At 64.8% G+C, this 18,871-nt stretch carries 8 protein-coding genes; 6 read left to right on the plus strand and 2 right to left on the minus strand.

All coding sequences use genetic code 11. From position 1 onward, the window contains the following. Window positions 1-22: 22 nt before the first annotated feature. Both B0E46_RS14360 and B0E46_RS14365 read left to right on the plus strand, forming a co-directional pair. Entirely contained in the window at window positions 23-1,165 is a 1,143-nt protein-coding gene (locus B0E46_RS14360; protein ID WP_077556461.1) for a hypothetical protein, read from the plus strand. A 98-nt stretch (window positions 1,166-1,263) separates the two neighbouring features. Continuing rightward, a complete protein-coding gene (locus B0E46_RS14365) occupies window positions 1,264-3,771 on the plus strand; it encodes a GGDEF and EAL domain-containing protein (protein WP_077556472.1) in 2,508 nt (835 codons plus the stop codon). On the opposite strand, the gene B0E46_RS14370 is transcribed toward B0E46_RS14365, so the two are convergent. Next, window positions 3,755-4,231: a GNAT family N-acetyltransferase gene (locus B0E46_RS14370; protein WP_077556462.1), complete on the minus strand. Its 477-nt coding sequence runs from the start codon at window positions 4,229-4,231 to the stop codon at window positions 3,755-3,757. The genes B0E46_RS14365 and B0E46_RS14370 overlap by 17 nt on opposite strands. Before the next feature lie 173 nt (window positions 4,232-4,404). On the opposite strand from B0E46_RS14370, the gene B0E46_RS14375 reads away from it, so the two are divergent. Beyond that, window positions 4,405-13,077: a glucoamylase family protein gene (locus B0E46_RS14375; protein WP_077556463.1), complete on the plus strand. Its 8,673-nt coding sequence runs from the start codon at window positions 4,405-4,407 to the stop codon at window positions 13,075-13,077. Window positions 13,078-13,113: 36 nt separating this feature from the next. On the opposite strand, the gene B0E46_RS14380 is transcribed toward B0E46_RS14375, so the two are convergent. Then, the gene (locus B0E46_RS14380; protein WP_077556464.1) at window positions 13,114-14,109 is read right to left on the minus strand and encodes an integron integrase; all 996 of its coding nucleotides are present in this window, start codon (window positions 14,107-14,109) and stop codon (window positions 13,114-13,116) included. Window positions 14,110-15,736: 1,627 nt separating this feature from the next. Here B0E46_RS14380 and B0E46_RS14390 point away from each other — a divergent pair. The 3 genes from B0E46_RS14390 to B0E46_RS17910 all read left to right on the plus strand — a co-directional run bounded on the left by B0E46_RS14390 (window position 15,737) and on the right by B0E46_RS17910 (window position 18,698). Further along, window positions 15,737-16,276, plus strand: a complete 540-nt coding sequence (locus B0E46_RS14390; RefSeq protein ID WP_168171218.1) for a hypothetical protein — start codon at window positions 15,737-15,739, stop codon at window positions 16,274-16,276. Window positions 16,277-16,332: 56 nt separating this feature from the next. Beyond that, window positions 16,333-16,731, plus strand: coding sequence for an SMI1/KNR4 family protein (locus tag B0E46_RS14395; RefSeq protein WP_077556467.1), 399 nt, complete (start codon window positions 16,333-16,335; stop codon window positions 16,729-16,731). Window positions 16,732-17,924: 1,193 nt separating this feature from the next. Then, complete coding sequence (locus B0E46_RS17910; protein ID WP_217316355.1) at window positions 17,925-18,698, plus strand: hypothetical protein; 774 nt, start codon at window positions 17,925-17,927, stop codon at window positions 18,696-18,698. The last annotated feature ends 173 nt before the right edge of the window (window positions 18,699-18,871 follow it).

The following is an 18,871-nucleotide window of genomic DNA, read 5'->3' on the forward strand; positions in this document are numbered from 1 at the left end:
TTGCCGTCCGGAATCGCCGCCCGTGGAAGCACAAACGCTGCTCGCCCTGCCTGTCGTGCTGGCGCTGGAACCGGTCGCCGGCGAAACCTCCACGCGCCTGACGCTGAGTCGCGACGAAGCCGCCGAACTGGCCGAGCTGATTGCCACCGACCTGCATGCGCTGGTGCCGCAGGTCGCCGCCGCACGACTGGCGCTGGCCGGGGCGCTGTTCGACCAGGTCGAGCTGTTGCGGCCCGGTTTCCCGGCATGGGTGACGCTGGACGAACTGGCCCGGCGCGTGCCGCGCGGCCAGCTGGACAACGTGGTCGCCTTCGGCAGCCACGACGGCCACATGCCGGCGCAACCGCTGGAACCCTCACCGGTGTTCGCCGACGGCCCGATGCGGCTGCTGCCGTTGAGCCTGCTGGCGCCACTGGAACTGGCCGAGGCACTGTCCGAACAGCTGGAGATCCAGCTGGTGGGTCGCGGCGAAGCCGGCGTGCGTACCGCCGACTGGCTGATGCGCACGCTCGGCATCCGGCTGGAGCACGTACGTTACCTCAGCCGCAACGACCTGCTGGCACTGACCTGCGTGCAGTACGAACACGTCAACCTGGCCTCGTTGTGGACCCTGCTGGAAGCCGCGCTGCTGACGCCGTATCGCGCCGAGTCCACGCTCAGTGCACGCGGCTTGGCCTTGCACTACGCCGACGGTATCGTGGAAGCGCAGTCACCCTCACAGTGGCTGGCCGCACAGGGTGGCGACATTGCCCAGCGGGCGCATGCGCTTGCCGGCATCGTGTTCGAACTGCGCCAGTACGCCGCGCTGCTCGACGCCCATCAGCTGCCATTGCGGTTGCAGGCGACCGCCGGCCAGGCAACCGAGAACGCCGCCGGCCATCTGCTGGAAACCCTGGCCGCGGTCGAGCCCGGCTACGACCCGCCGACCCTGTTCGCGCACGAGGCGCCGGGCCTCGGCGTAGTCGCGGTCAGCGTGGCCCAGCGTGGTGCGGCCGGTGCAGCACGGGTGCTGGCGCACGCCTATCCTTTGCACCCGCAGGCGCTGGGACCGCTGCTGGCGTCACTGGCCGAGCGCTACCACACCGCCGCCGACCTGCATGCGCTGGGCCGGATCGTGCTGGATGAACACGGCCGGCTCGGCGCACCATCGATCGCCCTGCACTGAGTTCGTCGCAGCTGCGGCTGCGGCATTTGTGCCGTAGTGGAAACTCGGTGCATGATGGGGCAGCGCCAACAGGGGGCGCTCCAGCTGACGGAATGACCATGCGGCCGCACAAGTCTGCCGAGGTATTGCCATCGCTTCTCCACGGACCGGACTGGCCCGCGCGCATTCTGCGCGGCGCGCCTGTGCTGCTGGCCTATCTTGATGCGGACCAGCGCTTCCGCTACGTCAACGAAACCCATCGCAGCTGGCTCGGCATCGATCCGCAGGCCATGCTGGGCCGCCGCCTGGTCGACGTGGTCGGCAAGCGCAACCACCAGCTGGCGAGTGCGGCACTGGAGAAAGCCTACGCCGGCCACATGGCCAGCTACGAAGGTGAGCTGTACAACGGCAGCGAACGGCGTTATGCGCACGGCAACTTCCAGCCGGATATCGATACCGCCGGCCAGGTGCGCGGCGTGTTCACCGCGCTGGTCGACATCACCGAGCGGCGCACGCTGGAACTGCAGTTGCATGAAAGCGAGCAGCGCTTCTTCGGCGCGTTCCAGCACGCCGCGATCGGCATGGCGCTGGTCTACCCGGACGGTCGCTTCCTACGCGTCAACACCGCGGTATGCCAAATGCTTGGCTACCGTGAGGAAGAACTGCTGGCGCTGAACATCGCCGCGATCACCCACCCGGACGACCTGGCCGCCGACATGGCGCTGCTGGCGCAACTGCTGGCGGGCGAGCGCGAGTCGTACCAGCTGGAGAAGCGCAATTTCCACAAGGACGGCCATGTCGTGCATATCCAGCTGAGCGTGTCGCTGGTACGCGACGACCAGGGCGCGCCGCTGTACTTCGTCTCGCAGGTGCAGGACATCAGCGAGCGCAAAGCGTTCGAGGACGCGCTGCACCGCGAGCGCGAACTGGCCGAAGTGACCTTGCGTTCGATCGGCGATGCGGTGATCACCACCGATCCGCAGCTGCGCATCACATCGCTCAATCCGATCGCCGAGGCGATGACCGGCTGGACCGACAGCGAGGCGCAGGGTCGGCCGATCGAGGAAATCTTCCAGCTGTTCGATGCCCAGCACACCCAGCCGGTGGCCAACCCGCTGCGCGTGGCGATCGAACACAACACCATCGTCGATCTCGCCGGCAAGACCCTGCTGCGGCACCGGCATGGCTTCGATACGCCGGTGGAGGATTCTTCCGCGCCGATCCACGACCATGCCGGCAACGTGATCGGTGGCGTGCTGGTATTCCACGACGTCAGCGAGACCCGTGCGCTGGCGCTGAAGATGATCCACCTGACCCAGCACGACACGCTCACCGGCCTGCCCAACCGCAGCCAGCTGCAGGGACATATCGGCCAGGTGTTAGCCACCGCCGAGCGGCGCCAGCAACGCGCGGCGCTGCTGCATATCGACATCGACAACTTCAAGCAGGTCAACGAGCAGCACGGCCATGCCGCCGGCGACCGCGTGCTGCGTGCGCTGGTCGCCCAGATCCAGCGCTGCCTGCCCGGCGACGAACTGCTGAGCCGCTACGGTGGCGACGAGTTCGTGCTGGTCCTGCCGCACCTGGACAGCGTGGGCGAGGCGGCCAGCCGGTGCCAGGTCCTGATCAATCACTGCGAACAGGTCCGCGTGGACGACCTGCCGGAGCTGGCCCTGCGCGTCAGCATCGGCATCAGCGTCTACCCGGACGACGCCACCGAACCGGAAACCCTGTTGCAGCACGCCGAAACCGCGCTGGTCGCCGCCAAGGCGCAGGGCCAGCATGGCTACCGCTTCTTCACCCCGGCCATGAATGAGCGCGCGCAGGCGCGGCGGCAGATCGAAAGCGCCTTGCGCCAGGCGCTGCCACGCCACGAGCTGAGCCTGCATTACCAACCCAAGGTGGATGCCGCGGACGGCCGGATCGTCGGGGCCGAGGCCTTGTTGCGCTGGCACGTGAACGGGCAGGAGCTGCACAAGCCGGACCAGTTCATCCCGGTCGCCGAGGACAGCGGGCTGATCCTGCCGATCGGCGCGTGGGTGCTGCGCCAGGCCTGCAAGCAGGCACGGCTGTGGCAGCAGCAGGGGCACCACATGCCGGTCTCGGTGAACGTGTCGCCGCTGCAGTTCCAGCACGCCGATTTCTACACCTGGCTCGACGACGTGTTGGCCGAAAGCGGACTCGAAGGCCATCTGCTTGAGCTGGAACTGACCGAGCGCATGGTGATGTCCGGCGGCGAGGCCACCGCGAGCCTGCTGCGCCGGATCAAGCAGCGCGGCGTGCGGCTGTCACTCGACGATTTCGGCACCGGCTATTGCAGCCTGTCCTACCTGAAACATTTCCCGATCGACGCGCTGAAGATCGATCGCGCATTCGTGCGCGACCTCACCACCGACCGCGACACCGCCACGATCACCCGCGCCATCATCGCGATGGCGCGCAGCCTCAACAAGGACGTGATCGCCGAAGGTGTGGAAACGCCCGAGCAGGGCGCCTTCCTGCGCCAGGCCGGCTGCTCGCAGCTGCAGGGTTTCCTGTACGGCGTGCCGACGCCGGCAGCGGAATTCCAGCAGCTGCTGGCCGATACCGGCGGCCACGTCGCGGCATGGACTACTCCGCTGTCTTGAGCGGGTTGCCGCCGAGCGGGCTTTCGTACATCCAGTAGTGGCAGCGCTGCATGCCCAGGCCGGCATAGGTGGCCTGCGCCCGCTGGTTCTCGGTCTCCACATACAGCCGCAGGCCGACCGCGCCGGCCGCCGCGGCGCGCTGTGCGACATCCGCATACAACGCGCGGAACACACCGCCGCGACGTGCCTCGGACACCACATACACGCTCTGGATCCACCAGAAATCGCCGCAGCGCCAGTCGCTCCACTCGTACGTCACCAGCAGGCTGCCGACCGCCACGCCGTCGCGTTCGGCGACCAGGTAGAAACCGCGCCGCGCCTGCTCGAAGACACCGCGGATACCGCGCTCCAGCACGGCCGGATCCAGCTGCTTGCGTTCGGTTTCCCAGGCCATCGCCGCATTCCACGCAAGCAGTTCGGGCAGGTCGGCGAGGGTGGCGGCGCGAATCAGCAAGGACACGGAACGACTCCGGCAGGCGAGGGCAAGGACGCATCGTAGCGTGCGCGCTCTTCACATGCCGACGTGTAGGTTCGGGGAAGCTGGTGCCGACAGCTCGTCGTGACGGCCGCCGTCGGGGCCATCGTCGCGCTGGACGCGCCGCCGACCGGCCACGTGCCCCAAGGAAACCGGATTTGAATATCGGCAGTCTGCTCGACCTGCTCAAATTGCGGCATCTGCGCGCCCTGCGTCGACGTCGGGCCGCCGCGCGCACGAAACCGGAGCAGGAACCGGCGCTGCGCTCGGAGTTGTTCAGTGCCGAGCAGATGGAACGCCACGGCCAGCTGCTGGCCGGCCAGCATCGCCTGAGCCTGCGCGCCAACGCGGATCTGCTGTTGGCCCGGCTGGCCGACAACGAGGCGGTGCTGACCCACACCTGCGAGCGGCTCACCGGCGCCACCCGACGCAAGCGCCGCATCACCCCGGCCGGCGAGTGGCTGCTGGACAACTTCTACCTGGTCGAGGAACAGATCCGGATCGCCCGGCGCCACCTGCCGAAGGGCTACAGCCGCGAGCTACCGCGGCTGGCCAACGGTCCTTCGGCCGGGCTGCCGCGGGTGTACGACCTCGCGCTGGAAATCATTTCGCACGGCGACGGCCGGATCGACACCGCCAGCCTCAGCCGCTTCCTCGCGGCCTACCAGAGCGTGACCCCGTTGCGGCTGGGCGAACTGTGGGCGGTCCCGATCATGTTGCGGCTGGCCCTGATCGAGAACCTGCGCCGGGTCGCGGCGCGGGTGATGGCGGACTGGCGTTATCGCGGCAAGGCCGCGCACTGGGCCGATGCGATGACCGCCACCGCCGAGCACGATCCGAACAGCGTGGTGCTGGTGGTGGCCGACATGGCGCGTTCGAACCCGCCGATGACTGGACCGTTCGTGGCCGAAATGGCGCGCCGGCTGCAGGGGCAGAGCCCGGCACTGGCACTGCCGCTGAGCTGGATCGAGCAACGCCTGTCCGCCTCGGGCCAGAGCATCGAGCACCTGGTGCAACTGGAAGCACAGCAGCAGGCGGCCAACCAGGTATCGATCAGCAACAGCATCGGCAGCCTGCGCCTGCTGTCGGCGATCGACTGGCGCGACTTCGTCGAGCACAACAGCGTCGTCGAACAGACGCTGCGCGAGGACCCGGCCGGCGTCTATGCCGCGATGGATTTCGCCACCCGCGACCGCTATCGCCATGTGGTGGAAGCGATCGCCCGCAGGCACCGGCTGGGCGAGCCGCAGGTGGCCGAGGCGGCGATCGCGCTGTGCCAGGCCCAGGCACCCACGGAAACCACCCCGGCACCGATGCCGCAGCACGTCGGCTACTACCTGATCGAGCACGGCCGGCGCATGCTGGAACAACGCCTCGGCATCCGCCCGACGCTGGCCGAAACGCTGCGTCGTGGCTTCGACAAGGCGCCACTGCCGATCTACCTGGGCCTGCTGGCGCTGCTCACGTTCGCGTTCGCGCGACCGCTGGTGCTGGCCGCCGCGCACGACCGGCTGCCGCTGTGGGGGCTGATCGCGATCGCGCTGCCGTCGCTGATCCTGGCCAGCCAGCTGGCGCTCAGCCTGCTCAACTGGCTGGCCACGCTGGCGATCTCGCCGCAGCAGCTGCCGCGGATGGATTATTCGGCCGGCATCCCGGCCAGCGCGCGCACCCTGGTGGCGATTCCCAGCTTGCTCACCAGCACGCAGGACGTCGAGGATCTGGTCGAGGCGCTGGAGGTGCGCTTCCTCGGCAACCAGGACGAGCACCTGCACTTCGCCCTGCTCACCGATTTCGCCGATGCCGCCAGCGAGACGCTGCCGGAAGATGCCGCCCTGCTGCGGCTGGCCCGACGACGCATCGAGGCGCTGAACGATCGCTACGCCAGCCACGTGGCCGACCGCTTCTTCCTGTTCCATCGACCGCGCCGCTGGAACCCGGCCGAGCGGGCCTGGATGGGCCACGAGCGCAAGCGCGGCAAGCTGGCCGATCTCAACGCACTGCTGCGTGGCAAGCAAGCCGATTCAGATACGCCACTGCGCGGCACCGCGCACGAGCGCTTCATGCTGATCGTCGGCGACATCGCGGCGCTGCCGCCGGTGCAGTACGTGATCACGCTGGATACCGACACCGAGCTGCCGCGCGATTCCGCGCATGAATTCGTCGGCACCATCGATCATCCGCTCAATCGCGCGGTATACGACGCCGAGCAGCGGCGCGTCGTCAGCGGCTATGCGATCCTGCAGCCACGCGTGGGGATCAGCCTGCCCAGCACCGCGCGTTCGCGCTACGCGCAACTGTACGGCAGCGACGCCGGCATCGATCCGTATACGCGAATGGTCTCGGACGTGTATCAGGACGTGTTCCATGAGGGCTCGTTCATCGGCAAGGGCATCTACGCGATCGACCCGTTCGAACGCACCCTGGACGGCCGCTTCCCGGAAAACCGCATCCTCAGCCACGACCTGGTCGAGGGCTGCCATGCGCGTGCGGGCCTGCTCAGCGACGTGCAGCTGTACGAGGAATACCCGGCCCTCTACAACGCCGATGTGAAACGCCGGCACCGCTGGATCCGCGGCGACTGGCAACTGCTGCCGTGGCTGCTGCCGTGGGCGCCGACCGCGCACGACGGCTGGCGCCGCAACGCACTGACCGCGTTGTCGCGCTGGAAGATCCTCGACAACCTGCGCCGCAGCCTGGTGCCGACCTCCCTGCTGGTGCTGCTGATCGCCGGCTGGCTGCTGCTGTCGCCGGTGTTCTCGTGGATGCTCGCGGTGCTGGCGATGGTGCTGGTGCCGCCGCTGCTGGCGGCCCTGCTGGATCTGGCGCAGAAGCCGCAGGACGTGCAGCTGGACCAGCACCTGCGCGCCGCGTGGCGCGCCGGCGGCCAGCACCTGGCGCGCATGGCGCTGGCGCTGGCGTGGCTGCCGCACGAAGTGCAATACAGCCTCGATGCGATCGGGCGCACGTTGTGGCGGATGACGATCAGCCATCGCCGGCTGCTGCAATGGCAGACCTCCAGCGAGGTCGCGCGGCGCAGCAGCAATGCAGCGGCGGCATTGTGGCGACTGATGTGGATCGGCCCGGTGCTGGCGCTGGGGCTGAGCGTGGCGCTGGCGCTGCAGCGGCCACTGGTGCTGGTCCTCGCCGCGCCGCTGCTGGCGCTGTGGCTGCTCTCGCCGTCGATCGCGTGGTGGATCAGCCAGCCGCGCCGGCTTTCCGCGTTCGCGCCGAGCGCCGTGCAGTTGCGTTTCCTGCGCACGCTGGCACGCCGCACCTGGGCATTCTTTGACAACCAGGTCGGCCCCGCCGATCATTGGCTGCCGCCGGACAACCTGCAGGAACAGCCAGGGCCGGCGATCGCGCATCGCACCTCGCCGACGAACATCGGCATGGCACTGCTGGCGAACCTGGCCGGCTACGATTTCGGCTTCCTCAGTGCCGGCCGCCTGCTCCAGCGCAGCGAGCACACGCTGGCGACCATGCTGCGGCTGGCGCGCCACCGCGGCCACTTCTACAACTGGTACGACACACTGAGCCTGCAACCGCTGGCGCCGCTGTACATCTCGGCGGTGGACAGCGGCAACCTCGCCGGCCATCTGCTGACGCTGCGGCCGGGCCTGCTGGCGCTGCCCGACGAGCCGGTGTTCCAGCCGCGCGTGCTGCAGGGCCTGCTCGACACACTGCATGCGCTGCACGACGCACTCGAGTCGTCCCAGGCCAGCGCCCTGCAGCTTCTGCAGCAGGAGCTGCTCGACGCCCTGGCCGCGCCACCGGCCACCACCAGTGCCGCGCTGGCGTTGCTGCAGCGCCAGCTGGACCTCGCCCACGCACTGGCCCGGCAGCTCAGCGTCGCAGCCGGCAGCGATGCCGAGTTCTGGCTCGCCGCGTTGCTGGAACAAGCCAGCGAGCTGTGCGACGAGGCCAGCGCGTTCAACCTCGATCCGCCGGCCGACGACGACAGCGTCTTTCGCGGCATTCCCACGCTGCGCCAGCTCGCGCAAATCGAACCGTTGTGCTGGTCCGCCGACGCCGGCGCCGATGCCTTGCGCGAACATGCACGCGAACGCATCGTGCTGATCGAACGTCTCGCGCAACAGGCCGGCGAACTGGCGCAGATGGATTACCGCTTCCTGTACGACAGCACGCGCGACCTGCTGGCGATCGGCTACAACGTCGACGAGCGCCGGCTCGACGCGAGCTACTACGACCTGCTCGCGTCCGAGGCGCGGCTGGCCAGTTTCGTGGCGATCGCGCAGGGCCAGCTGCCGCAGGACAACTGGTTCTCGCTGGGCCGGCTGCTGACCACCAGCGGCGGCGAACCGGTGCTGCTGTCGTGGACCGGCTCGATGTTCGAATACCTGATGCCGATGCTGGTGATGCCGAGCTACGAAGGCACCTTGCTCGACCAGACCTGCCGTGCCGCGGTGGCACGGCAGATCGAATACGGCAACCAGCTGGGCGTGCCGTGGGGCGTGTCCGAATCCGGCTACAACACGCTCGACGCGCACTTCACCTACCAGTACCGCGCATTCGGCGTGCCGGGGCTGGGCCTCAAGCGCGGGCTGGGCGACGATGTGGTGATCGCGCCATACGCCACCGCACTGGCAATGATGGTGGCGCCTGCCGCGGCCACCAGGAATCTGCAGCGGCTGGCCGAATCCGGTGCACAGGGCCGCTTCGGCCTGTACGAGGCGATCGATTACACCCCGGCACGACTGCCATTGGGACAGAGCTCGGCGCTGGTGCGCTCGTTCATGGCGCATCACCAGGGCATGAGCCTGCTGGCGCTGGATTACGCGCTGCTGGATCGGCCGATGCAGCGCCGCTTCGAATCCGAGCCGCCGTTCCAGGCGACCAGCCTGCTGCTGCAGGAGCGCATTCCCAAGACCGCCGCGGAATACCTGCACGCTTCCGGCTTCCCCGAACTGGACGACCCCTCGCACGCGACCGAGGCGCGCCTGCGCGTGTTCGCCGATCCGGACCGGCCACGCCCGGCGGTGCAGCTGCTGTCGAACGGCCATTACCACGTGATGCTCAGCAGCGCCGGTGGCGGCTACAGCCGTTGCGGCGAACTGGCGGTGACGCGCTGGCGCGAGGACATCACGCGCGACCACTGGGGCATGTTCTGCTACCTGCGCGATGTCGCCAGCGGCGAGTACTGGTCCACCACGTATCAGCCGACGCTGAAGAAGACCGAGCTGTTCGAGGCGATCTTCTCCGACGCACGCGCCGAATTCCGCGTGCGCGAACGCGACTTCGACGCGCACACCGAGATCGTGGTGTCGCCCGAGGACGACATCGAACTGCGCCGCACCCGCATCACCAACCGCAGCCGCACGCGGCGCACGATCGAGCTGACCAGCTACGCCGAAGTGGTGCTGGCGCCGCCGGTGGCCGACGCGCTGCATCCGGCCTTCAGCAAGCTGTTCGTGCAGACCGAACTGGTGCGCGAGCTGCAGGCGATCTTGTGCACCCGCCGGCCGCGCGCGCACGACGAAGCGGTGCCGTGGATGTGCCACCTGCTGGCGGTGCACGACGCCGACATCGACGAGATATCGTACGAAACCGATCGCGCGCGCTTCCTCGGCCGTGGCCGCAGCGCGGCGCAACCACAGATGCTGGATCGCGAGCAGGCGCGGCTGTCCAACAGCGCCGGCTCGGTACTCGATCCGGTGGTGGCGATCCGCTGCCGCATCACGCTGGAGCCGGAACAGTCGGCCACGGTGGATCTGGTCACCGGCATGGCCCACAGCCGCGACGCCTGCCTGCAGCTGATCGGCAAATACCGCGACCGCCATCTCGCCGACCGCGTGTTCGACCTGGCCTGGACGCACAGCCAGGTGCTGCTGCGCCAGCTCAACGCCAGCCTCGCCGATGCGCAGCTGTACGAGCACATGGCCACCTCGATCATCTACCCGAACGCGAACCTGCGCGCCGAAGCCGCCGTGCTGCGCGGCAACCGCCGCGGCCAGTCCGGCCTGTGGGGGCAGGCGATCTCCGGCGACCTGCCGATCGTGCTGCTGCAGATCAGCGACCCGGCGCGGATCGAGCTGGTGCGCCAGCTGGTGCAGGCGCATGCGTACTGGCGACTGAAAGGGCTGGCGGTCGATCTGGTGATCTGGAACGAGGATCGCGCCGGCTACCGGCAGGAATTGCAGGACGCGATCATGGGCCTGATCGCCTCCGGCAGCGAGGCCAGCCTGCTCGATCGTCCCGGTGGCATCTTCGTGCGCCCCGCGCAGCAGTTGTCCAGCGAGGACCGGATGGTGGTGCAGGCCAGCGCACGCATCATCCTGGCCGACAACCGCGGCAGCCTGGCCGAACAGATCAGCCGGCGCCTGGTGGAAACCCATGCGCCGCGCTTCGAACCGAGCCGACCGAAACGTATCGCCAGCACCCTCGCGCCGGCGGTATCCACGCTTCCTGTGCTGCAGTTGGCCAATCCGCATGGCGGCTTCACCGCCGACGGTCGCGAATACGTGATCGTGCTGGCCGATGGCGACAGCACGCCGGCACCGTGGTCGAACGTGCTGGCCAACCCGCACTTCGGCACGGTGATCTCCGAGAGCGGCAGCGCCTATACCTGGGCCGAGAATGCGCACGAGTTCCGGCTGACCCCGTGGCACAACGATCCGGTCGGCGACGCCGGCGGCGAGGCGCTGTACCTGCGCGACGAGGAAACCGGCCAGGTGTGGTCGCCGACGCCGTTGCCCGCGCGTGGCAACGGCGAGTACATCACCCGCCATGGCTTCGGCTACAGCGTGTTCGAGCACACCGAGGACGGCATCCATTCCGAGTTGTGGGTCTATGTGGCGCTGGATGCCTCGGTGAAATTCTCGGTGCTGAAGTTGCGCAACGACTCCGGCCAGCCGCGCAAGCTCAGCGTCACCGGCTACGTCGAGTGGCTGCTGGGCGATCTGCGCGAGAAGACCGCGATGCACGTGGTCACCGAATCCGATCCCGCCAGCGGCGCGCTGTTCGCGCGCAACGCGTACAACAGCGAGTTCCCGAACCGGGTGGCGTTCTTCGACCTCGAAGATCCCGCGCGCAGCATCGACGGCGACCGCGGCGAATTCATCGGCCGCAACGGCAGTATGGGCGCACCCGCCGCACTGGGTCGCACGCATCTGTCCGGCCGCCTCGGCACCGGACTCGATCCCTGCGCGGCGCTGCAGTCGAACCTGACGCTGGATGACGGCGAGCAGCGGCAGGTGATCTTCCGGCTCGGGCTGGGCCGCAATGCCAGCGATGCCGGCGCGCTGGTGCAGCGTTTCCGCGGCAACGGCTCGGCCGCCGATGCGCTGGCCAAGGTGCGTGCGCACTGGGCGCGTACGCTGGGCGCCGTGCAGGTCCGCACGCCGGAACCCGCGCTCGATGTGCTGGCCAACGGCTGGCTGCTGTACCAGACCATCGCCTGCCGGTTGTGGGCACGCAGTGGGTACTACCAGTCCGGCGGTGCGTTCGGTTTCCGCGACCAGCTGCAGGATTCGATGGCGGTGATCCACGCCGCGCCCGAACTGGCACGCGTGCAAGTGCTGCTGTGCGCCGCCCACCAGTTCCCCGAAGGCGACGTGCAGCACTGGTGGCATCCGCCGCTGGATCGCGGCGTGCGCACCACCTGTTCCGACGACTACCTGTGGCTGCCACTGGCCGCCAGTCGTTACGTACTGGCCACCGCCGACACCGGCGTGCTGGACGAGAAGGTCGGCTATATCGAAGGTCGGCCGCTGCATCCGGGCGAGGAGTCGTACTACGACCTGCCGCAACATTCCGGCCTGCGCGAAACGCTGTACCAGCATTGCGTGCGCGCGATCGAGCACAGCCTGCCGCGCGGCACGCACGGGCTGCCGCTGATTGGCAGCGGCGACTGGAACGACGGCATGAACCGGGTCGGCGAGAAGGGCTTCGGCGAAAGCGTGTGGCTGGGCTTCTTCTCCTGCGAAGTGCTGACGCGCTTCGCCGAAGTGGCGCGGCTGCATGCGGACGAAACCTTCGCACTGCGCTGCGAGGACGAAGTCGCCAAGCTGCGCCACGCGCTGGAACAGCACGCCTGGGATGGCGCCTGGTATCGCCGCGCCTACTTCGACGACGGCACGCCGCTCGGCTCCAGCGGCAACGACGAATGCCGCATCGACTCGATCGCGCAGAGCTGGTCGGTGCTGTCCCATGCCGGCTCGCCCGAACGCCAGCAGCAGGCGATGACCTCGCTCGACCAGCATCTGGTGCGTCGCGACGCCGGCCTGGTGCAGCTGCTCGATCCTCCATTCGACAAATCGCCACTCGACCCCGGCTACATCAAGGGCTACGTGCCCGGCGTGCGCGAAAACGGCGGCCAGTACACCCACGCCGCGATCTGGGCCACGATGGCCTTCGCCGAACTCGGCGACAGCGCACGCGCGTGGGAACTGCTGCGCATGATCAACCCAGTCAACCACGGCAGCGACGCTACCGAAATGGACATCTACAAAGTCGAGCCCTATGTGGTCAGCGCCGACGTCTACGGGATCGAGCCGCACGTCGGCCGCGGCGGCTGGAGCTGGTACACCGGCTCCGCCGGCTGGATGTACCGGCTGATCGTGGAGTCACTGCTCGGCCTGCGGCTGGAGGCCGCTTGCCTGCGCTTCGCCCCGGTGCTGCCGGCGGAGTGGGAAGGTTTCTCGCTGGACTACCGTCATCACGACACGCTGTACCGGATCCACGTGCGGCAAAGCGACACCGGCACGCGCGGCATGGTGTGGCTGGATGGCGTGGCGCAGGCGGACGGCTGCATTGCGCTGGCCGACGACGGAGTGGGGCACGACGTGGAACTCAACTGGCCGCGGCCGGGCTGACTCGCCGACGAACTACGAGCATCGGCGGCCCGCAGCTCAACGATCCAGCGGGCTGAGCACGCCGTGGCCGCCACGGTTGAGCACATGCGTGTAGATCTGGGTCGTGGCGACGTCCTTGTGGCCGAGCAGTTCCTGGATCGTGCGGATGTCCTGGCCAGCCTCCAGCAGATGGGTGGCAAAGGAATGCCGCAAGGTGTGGCAGGTCGCCGGCTTCACGATGCCGGCCCTGATCCGCGCCGCGCGCACCGCGCGTTGCAGCCCCGCCTCGTCGAGGTGGTGACGCCGCGGATCGCCGCCGCGCGGATCGCGCGAAAGCCTGCCGGAGGGAAACACATATTGCCAACCCGGCTCGCGCGGCGCCGACGGGTACTTGCGCGCCAGCGCATGCGGCAACCACACCGCACCATGGCCCGCCGCCAGATCCCGCTGGTGAATCAGACGCACCCGCCCGATCTGTGCAGTCAACCCCGCGTGCAGCCGCTGCGGCAACGGCACATGCCGATCCTTGCCGCCCTTGCCGTCCCGCACGCAGATCTGGTTGAGCCCGAAGTCCACATCTTTGACGCGCAGGCGCACGCACTCCATCAGACGCAGGCCCGACCCGTACAGGAGCGACGCCATCAACGCGAAGCAGCCGTCCATCATCGCCAGCAACCGACTCACTTCATCGCGCGAAAGCACCACCGGCACCCGTTGCGGACGCTTCGCCCGCACGATCGTCTCCATCCATGGCAACTCGATCACCAACACTTCCCGATACAGGAACAGCAAGGCCGAAAGCGCCTGGTTCTGGGTCCCCGCCGCCACCTGTCCCCGCGTCGCCAGCGTGCTGAGAAAACCCTCCACCTCCGCAACGCCCATGTCCCGCGGATGCCGCTTGTCGTTGGCCAGAATGAACCGCCGGATCCAGCCCACATACGCCTGCTCCGTGCGCAGGCTGTAATGCTTCAAACGCAACCGCGCCCGCACCTGATCCAGCAACCGAGGCGTTCTCGCCTCCGTTACGCCCTCACTTTCATCTGCGTAACTCATACACCCTCAAAAATGTCGGATAACACCAGCATCCTGCCCCCATAGCCACCATGGCGCTGCAGCCCAAGTGCATGATCTGATGTAGGAGTTCGCTGCTTGAACGGTCAGAAACGGCACCGCATACTCCGCGCAACACCCCGCTTTTGGGGTCTACTTAGCGTTAGCCTTTACTCTATGAAAACGTACGAAGGACTTGATGCCCAAGGACGTGTCATCTACTTCGAGGTGCCAAATGCCATGCTTTCGCGTCGCGCTGCGTGCAAGCTCGTATCGCGCATTCCTGGCGTCTCGCTCACAACCCAGCCTAGCCTTTGGCCATTTGGTGGCGACGATGTTTTCTGCAAGTTCGAGCTGCACGGAAAGCACTTCGAGCTGTGGGAGCCATACGGCGACAACAGCCGCTTCCATGTTGCAGCAAAGCCCTTGGAGTCATGTGGCGCTTTGCAAAATCTCCGCGACGCCTTCCAACAGCATCACCCTATCTCAGGCATCACGCGTTGGCTCATACTCGTAGCTGGCTTGGCACTTGTTTGCTTTCGTTTGCTCGCAAACTGAGGCCGGCTAACAATTCGTTCAAGGCGGACGGCTTCGCCGCCGCTTAACTCAAGCGTTAGGCTTCAAGAGCATTTCCGGTTGGTGCCAGGTCAACGCCAGCATCTCGGTCAGGCTTCGCATCAGCATCGTTTCTTCGTTGTGCTTCCGGCCAGCCTGCGAGTGTTGCTCGTGGGCGCTTGGTTGGCTTTCGCAGCGTGCGCGCCGGTGTTTGTTTGCGTCTCCATCTCGGTTTCGGCGGGCGCGGTACGTCGCAACGTCACCACTTCGTCAGCGGGTCGTCTGTCGCACGCAGGCTCCTACCTTTCCGCGTTCTTGTCGCGCGTTTGGTGTGGCACTATCGTTCGCCAAAGGGTGGGCTTCCGTACCGCCTAACAGTTCGTTCAAGGCGGACGGCTTCGCCGCCGCTTAACTCCAGCGTTAGGCCTAAGGATCATTCACAAGGGAGTGTCAAGAATATGAATCCAGTTCCACGTACTGCTATGGCTTTTCTATTTGCTACGCTTCTAAGCGTAAGTAGCTACACACTTTTGTCTACTGGCATCATTGCCGTATTGGTGGCTCTATCTTGCTCTTTGGTCTTCATGGCGATTAGCGCAAACGCCAAGGAAATTAGGGCAAATGGAAAGTCAATTGGCTTCACAAGTGGTCGCTTGCTGCCGATCGCGGGATTGAATTTCGCGACACTTTTTACCGCTCTCGCGATATTAGTCGCCGTTCTACACGGAGTGTCCCAGGCAATTGCGGCCTAACAACTCGTTCAAGGCGGACGGCTTCGCCGCCGCTTAACTCAAGCGTTAGGCGGCAGAGCAGCATCCTTTTGTAGTCGTATCGCGCGCGTCCTTTTCTCGCTCTGCATCAATTGCGCGGGTCATGTTGTTTCGGGCTGGCCTGCGTTGTCGTCTGTCGTGCGCTTGGTCGTTCGTCGTGTGTTGCGCGCGTTGGCGTATTTCGCATCTTCTGGCTTTGTCGTGCGCGCGGTTTGTCGCAGCGTGGCTTTTGTGGTCAGCGGTTCGTTCTTCGCGCGCAGGCCACAACCTTCTCGGCATTGCCGGGCTTTCAAAGCAGCGCTATCGTGCAGGTCACCGACGGCGTAGCGTGCTGCCGTCTAACCAGTCATTCAAGCGGACGGCTCCGCCGCCGCTTAATTCCAGCGTTAGGCTTCAAATTGAAACTAAAGGTAATGATTGCAGATCTGGGGAATATTCCGCGGCCACTCGGCATGGTTGCGGTGGCTTCGATCCTCCTCAGTGTGGTCTTGCTACTTACTGCCGTCATTCCCGGCGCCCCTTTCACCCTCGCTGGCACGCTCATCTCTCACGAGGACATGTGGGCATCGGGTGAGGCAATTGCCATCTTGGTTTCAGTCCCGCTCATGGTGGCGGTAAGCATTGGCATAGTGCTTCGCTGTGGTTGGGTGCGTCCTTTGCTTATTGTCTTACCCGTGCTGCAGTACTTGCCGTTCCAAGTGCTGCACTGGTTGTTTGGCGCGCCAAACCCCACCCCATCGCTTCTGCAATATGCGCTAGGCTGCGGCAGTTGGGCCGCAATTACCCTTGTCTATTTCTCTGTTAGCGTCCGCGCAAAGGGGTACTTCCAAAGTGGGCGCGCCTAACCATTCGTTCAAGGCGGACGGCTACGCCGCCGCTTAACTCCAGCGTTAGGCTTCACATGGCTACTCCAAGAGAATCGTGGCTCAACAACACCGAGGCTTCCTCCGATGCATTGGATGCTTTGTTGCTTGCCATCCCTGCGCTTCCGGGGAACTACATTGATCTGCTAGCCAGAGGTAACGGTGGTGAGGTGGAGCTTGCGATATCCCCTTACAACTTCTGCCTAGACTCTGCTGAAGCTGCATTGGACTATTGGGCTAGTGGCACCTACACGATGAAAAATGTGTTCGTGTTCGGCGGTAACGGAAGTGGGTCACTTCTTGCGTTCGACATGCGTGCACCGGAGCCTTGGCCTGTCATCAGCTTCGACCCAATCGATCCTGAGGGCAGCATAGAGAACATAGCAACCGACTTTTCTTCCTTTCTTTCTCTGGTGACTCTAGGCAATACAGCCTAACCACTCGTTCAAGGCGGACGGCTTCGCCGCCGCTTAACTCCAGCGTTAGACAACAAGAGAGTGTCAGATGGAACTGAACTGGAAGCGTGGACTGACCAGGCTTTACATTGTCCTTTGGGGTCTCTGGCTCATATTTGTAGCTATCCGTACCGTGGTTGCTACGCCGTCGATATTCGTTGGCTCTATCCCGGGCTTTGTTGTCGTAGGGTTCGTCATAACCGGCTTGATATTTCCTGCCCTGTTGTTGCTAGCGTTTCGTTGGGCCGGCAAGGGCTTCTCTCGGTAGGCGTCGTGTCGCACCCGTCTAACATTTCGTTCAAGGCGGACGGCTACGCCGCCGCTTAACTCAAGCGTTAGGCCGCAAATGAGCGATCTGGATACTTGTCCCAAATGCTCCGCAAAGTTCGATGCTCGCAAAGAGCTTGTCTGGGGCGGCGTTCCGGTGCTCTTTGGGTTCATCACTATGCCGGGCGTTTCTACCAAGGTTCGTTGCCCTAAGTGTGGGTATTCGTTCTCCGCAAAAAACGCGCGCTTCTTCGGGTTCTTGTCAGGGCCTGCACTTTGTTTGGTTTTGCTCGTTGCAGTTGTCGCCGGCTTGCTTAGCGTTATGCTTTCATCGCTTCTCTAACGTAGGGGCCGTCGCGTTGCGGTCTAACTACTCGTTCAAGGCGGACGGCTTCGCCGCCGCTTAACTCAAGCGTTAGACCCAATGCCGATTCGAGCCGTAAATGATCCACAAGTAATTGCCGCTTGGGCACAAGCGACATCGACGTATCGCAAACGATACAAACTTGTGCAGCCATCCATAGGGTTGGCAGCGTTGGCCTGTATAGCTGCCGGCGTCTATCTGCAAAACATCTATGTTGTTGCCCTGTTCCTTGTTTTCTTTCTTGCCCTCATGATCGCTCGTGCCGCAGAGAGAGTCAGCCTGGTCTGTCCCCACTGTTCCCAAACTCCGGTCAGTCCATTCGAGCGGGCATCACCCCTAGACATCGACTATTGTCCGCACTGCTTCTATTGGCTTAAGTCTCCGTGGTAAGTCCCCGCAAGGGGTCTAACTACTCGTTCAAGGCGGACGGCTTCGCCGCCGCTTAACTCAAGCGTTATGCCCCTCTGAGAGGTCGAACTTGTTCAACTTTCTTGTAAACATTGGAAACTGGACTGAGCCCCGCGGCGAAATGCTCGCAAGTCGTATGTTCGAATCCACGGAGGCTGCTACCGCAGCTCAGTTGCACGGGGCGGGCGGCGGCGTAGACCTCCAACGAGCCATAGCCTTTCCTGTGTTATTCGCAGAAGAAACGCAGGCGGGCCGGCAGCAATTCGCTCGCGTCGGCTACATTTCGCACATACGTCTTTCCGGCCGCAGCTACGAGTTTCGTTTCACGTTCGACCCAACTATTCCCCCTATCTCGAACGCAGCACTCATAGAGGCTGGTTTAGAGCTTGGCATAGCAAATGGTGAGCTATCGCGTACTCATTGGGCAGTAAAAGAGCCTGATTTATTCAAAACATTACTTCGAAATGTTGCCCCTACTCGCTCTAAGCCGCGTGTATTTACCATCAACGACCCTGAGGTGACCGAGGATGTTCTTGTCTCTGTCATGATGCCGTTCGATGCTTCGTTCCAAGAAGTCTACAATTCAATTCAAGGTGCTACAGAAGATGTGCGTTTGCGCTGCCGCCGCGCAGACGAGATATGGGAAAATCCCGCGATTATTCAGGACATCGTAAATCTGATTGACCGGGCCAAGGTTGTTGTATGCGACTGCACGGGTCGTAATCCAAACGTATTCTACGAAATAGGCATAGCGCATGCTCTAGGCCGAGAAGTCATTCTTATTACTCAGTCCGAGCACGATGTTCCATTTGATCTTCGCCATCTGCGTTACATACGCTATTTGAACAACGGCGAGGGCCTTAAAAGTCTCCGCGAGCAGTTAGCAAAACGGCTTTCAGATCTCGCGTAGGGGCATAACAATTCGTTCAAGGCGGACGGCTGCGCCGCCGCTTAACTCCAGCGTTAGGCGATACAGGGGTTCCAAGGTGAAATTGTTATACATTGCAATATTCGCGTTAGCCCCTCTTGCGCAAGCTGGCTCACTGGCCTACGTCGAGAAAGTCGATCTAGAGCCAATGGCTC

The organism is Rhodanobacter sp. B04 (genome assembly GCF_002001125.1).
GTDB lineage: Bacteria > Pseudomonadota > Gammaproteobacteria > Xanthomonadales > Rhodanobacteraceae > Rhodanobacter.

Excerpts from the sequence above, each read along its gene's own strand:
- B0E46_RS14380 (WP_077556464.1), bottom strand. The coding sequence starts at position 14,109 with ATGAGTTACGCAGATGAAAGTGAGGGCGTAACGGAGGCGAGAACGCCT.
- B0E46_RS17910 (WP_217316355.1), top strand. The coding sequence starts at position 17,925 with ATGTTCGAATCCACGGAGGCTGCTACCGCAGCTCAGTTGCACGGGGCG.
- B0E46_RS14395 (WP_077556467.1), top strand. The coding sequence starts at position 16,333 with ATGGCTACTCCAAGAGAATCGTGGCTCAACAACACCGAGGCTTCCTCC.
- B0E46_RS14365 (WP_077556472.1), top strand. The coding sequence starts at position 1,264 with ATGCGGCCGCACAAGTCTGCCGAGGTATTGCCATCGCTTCTCCACGGA.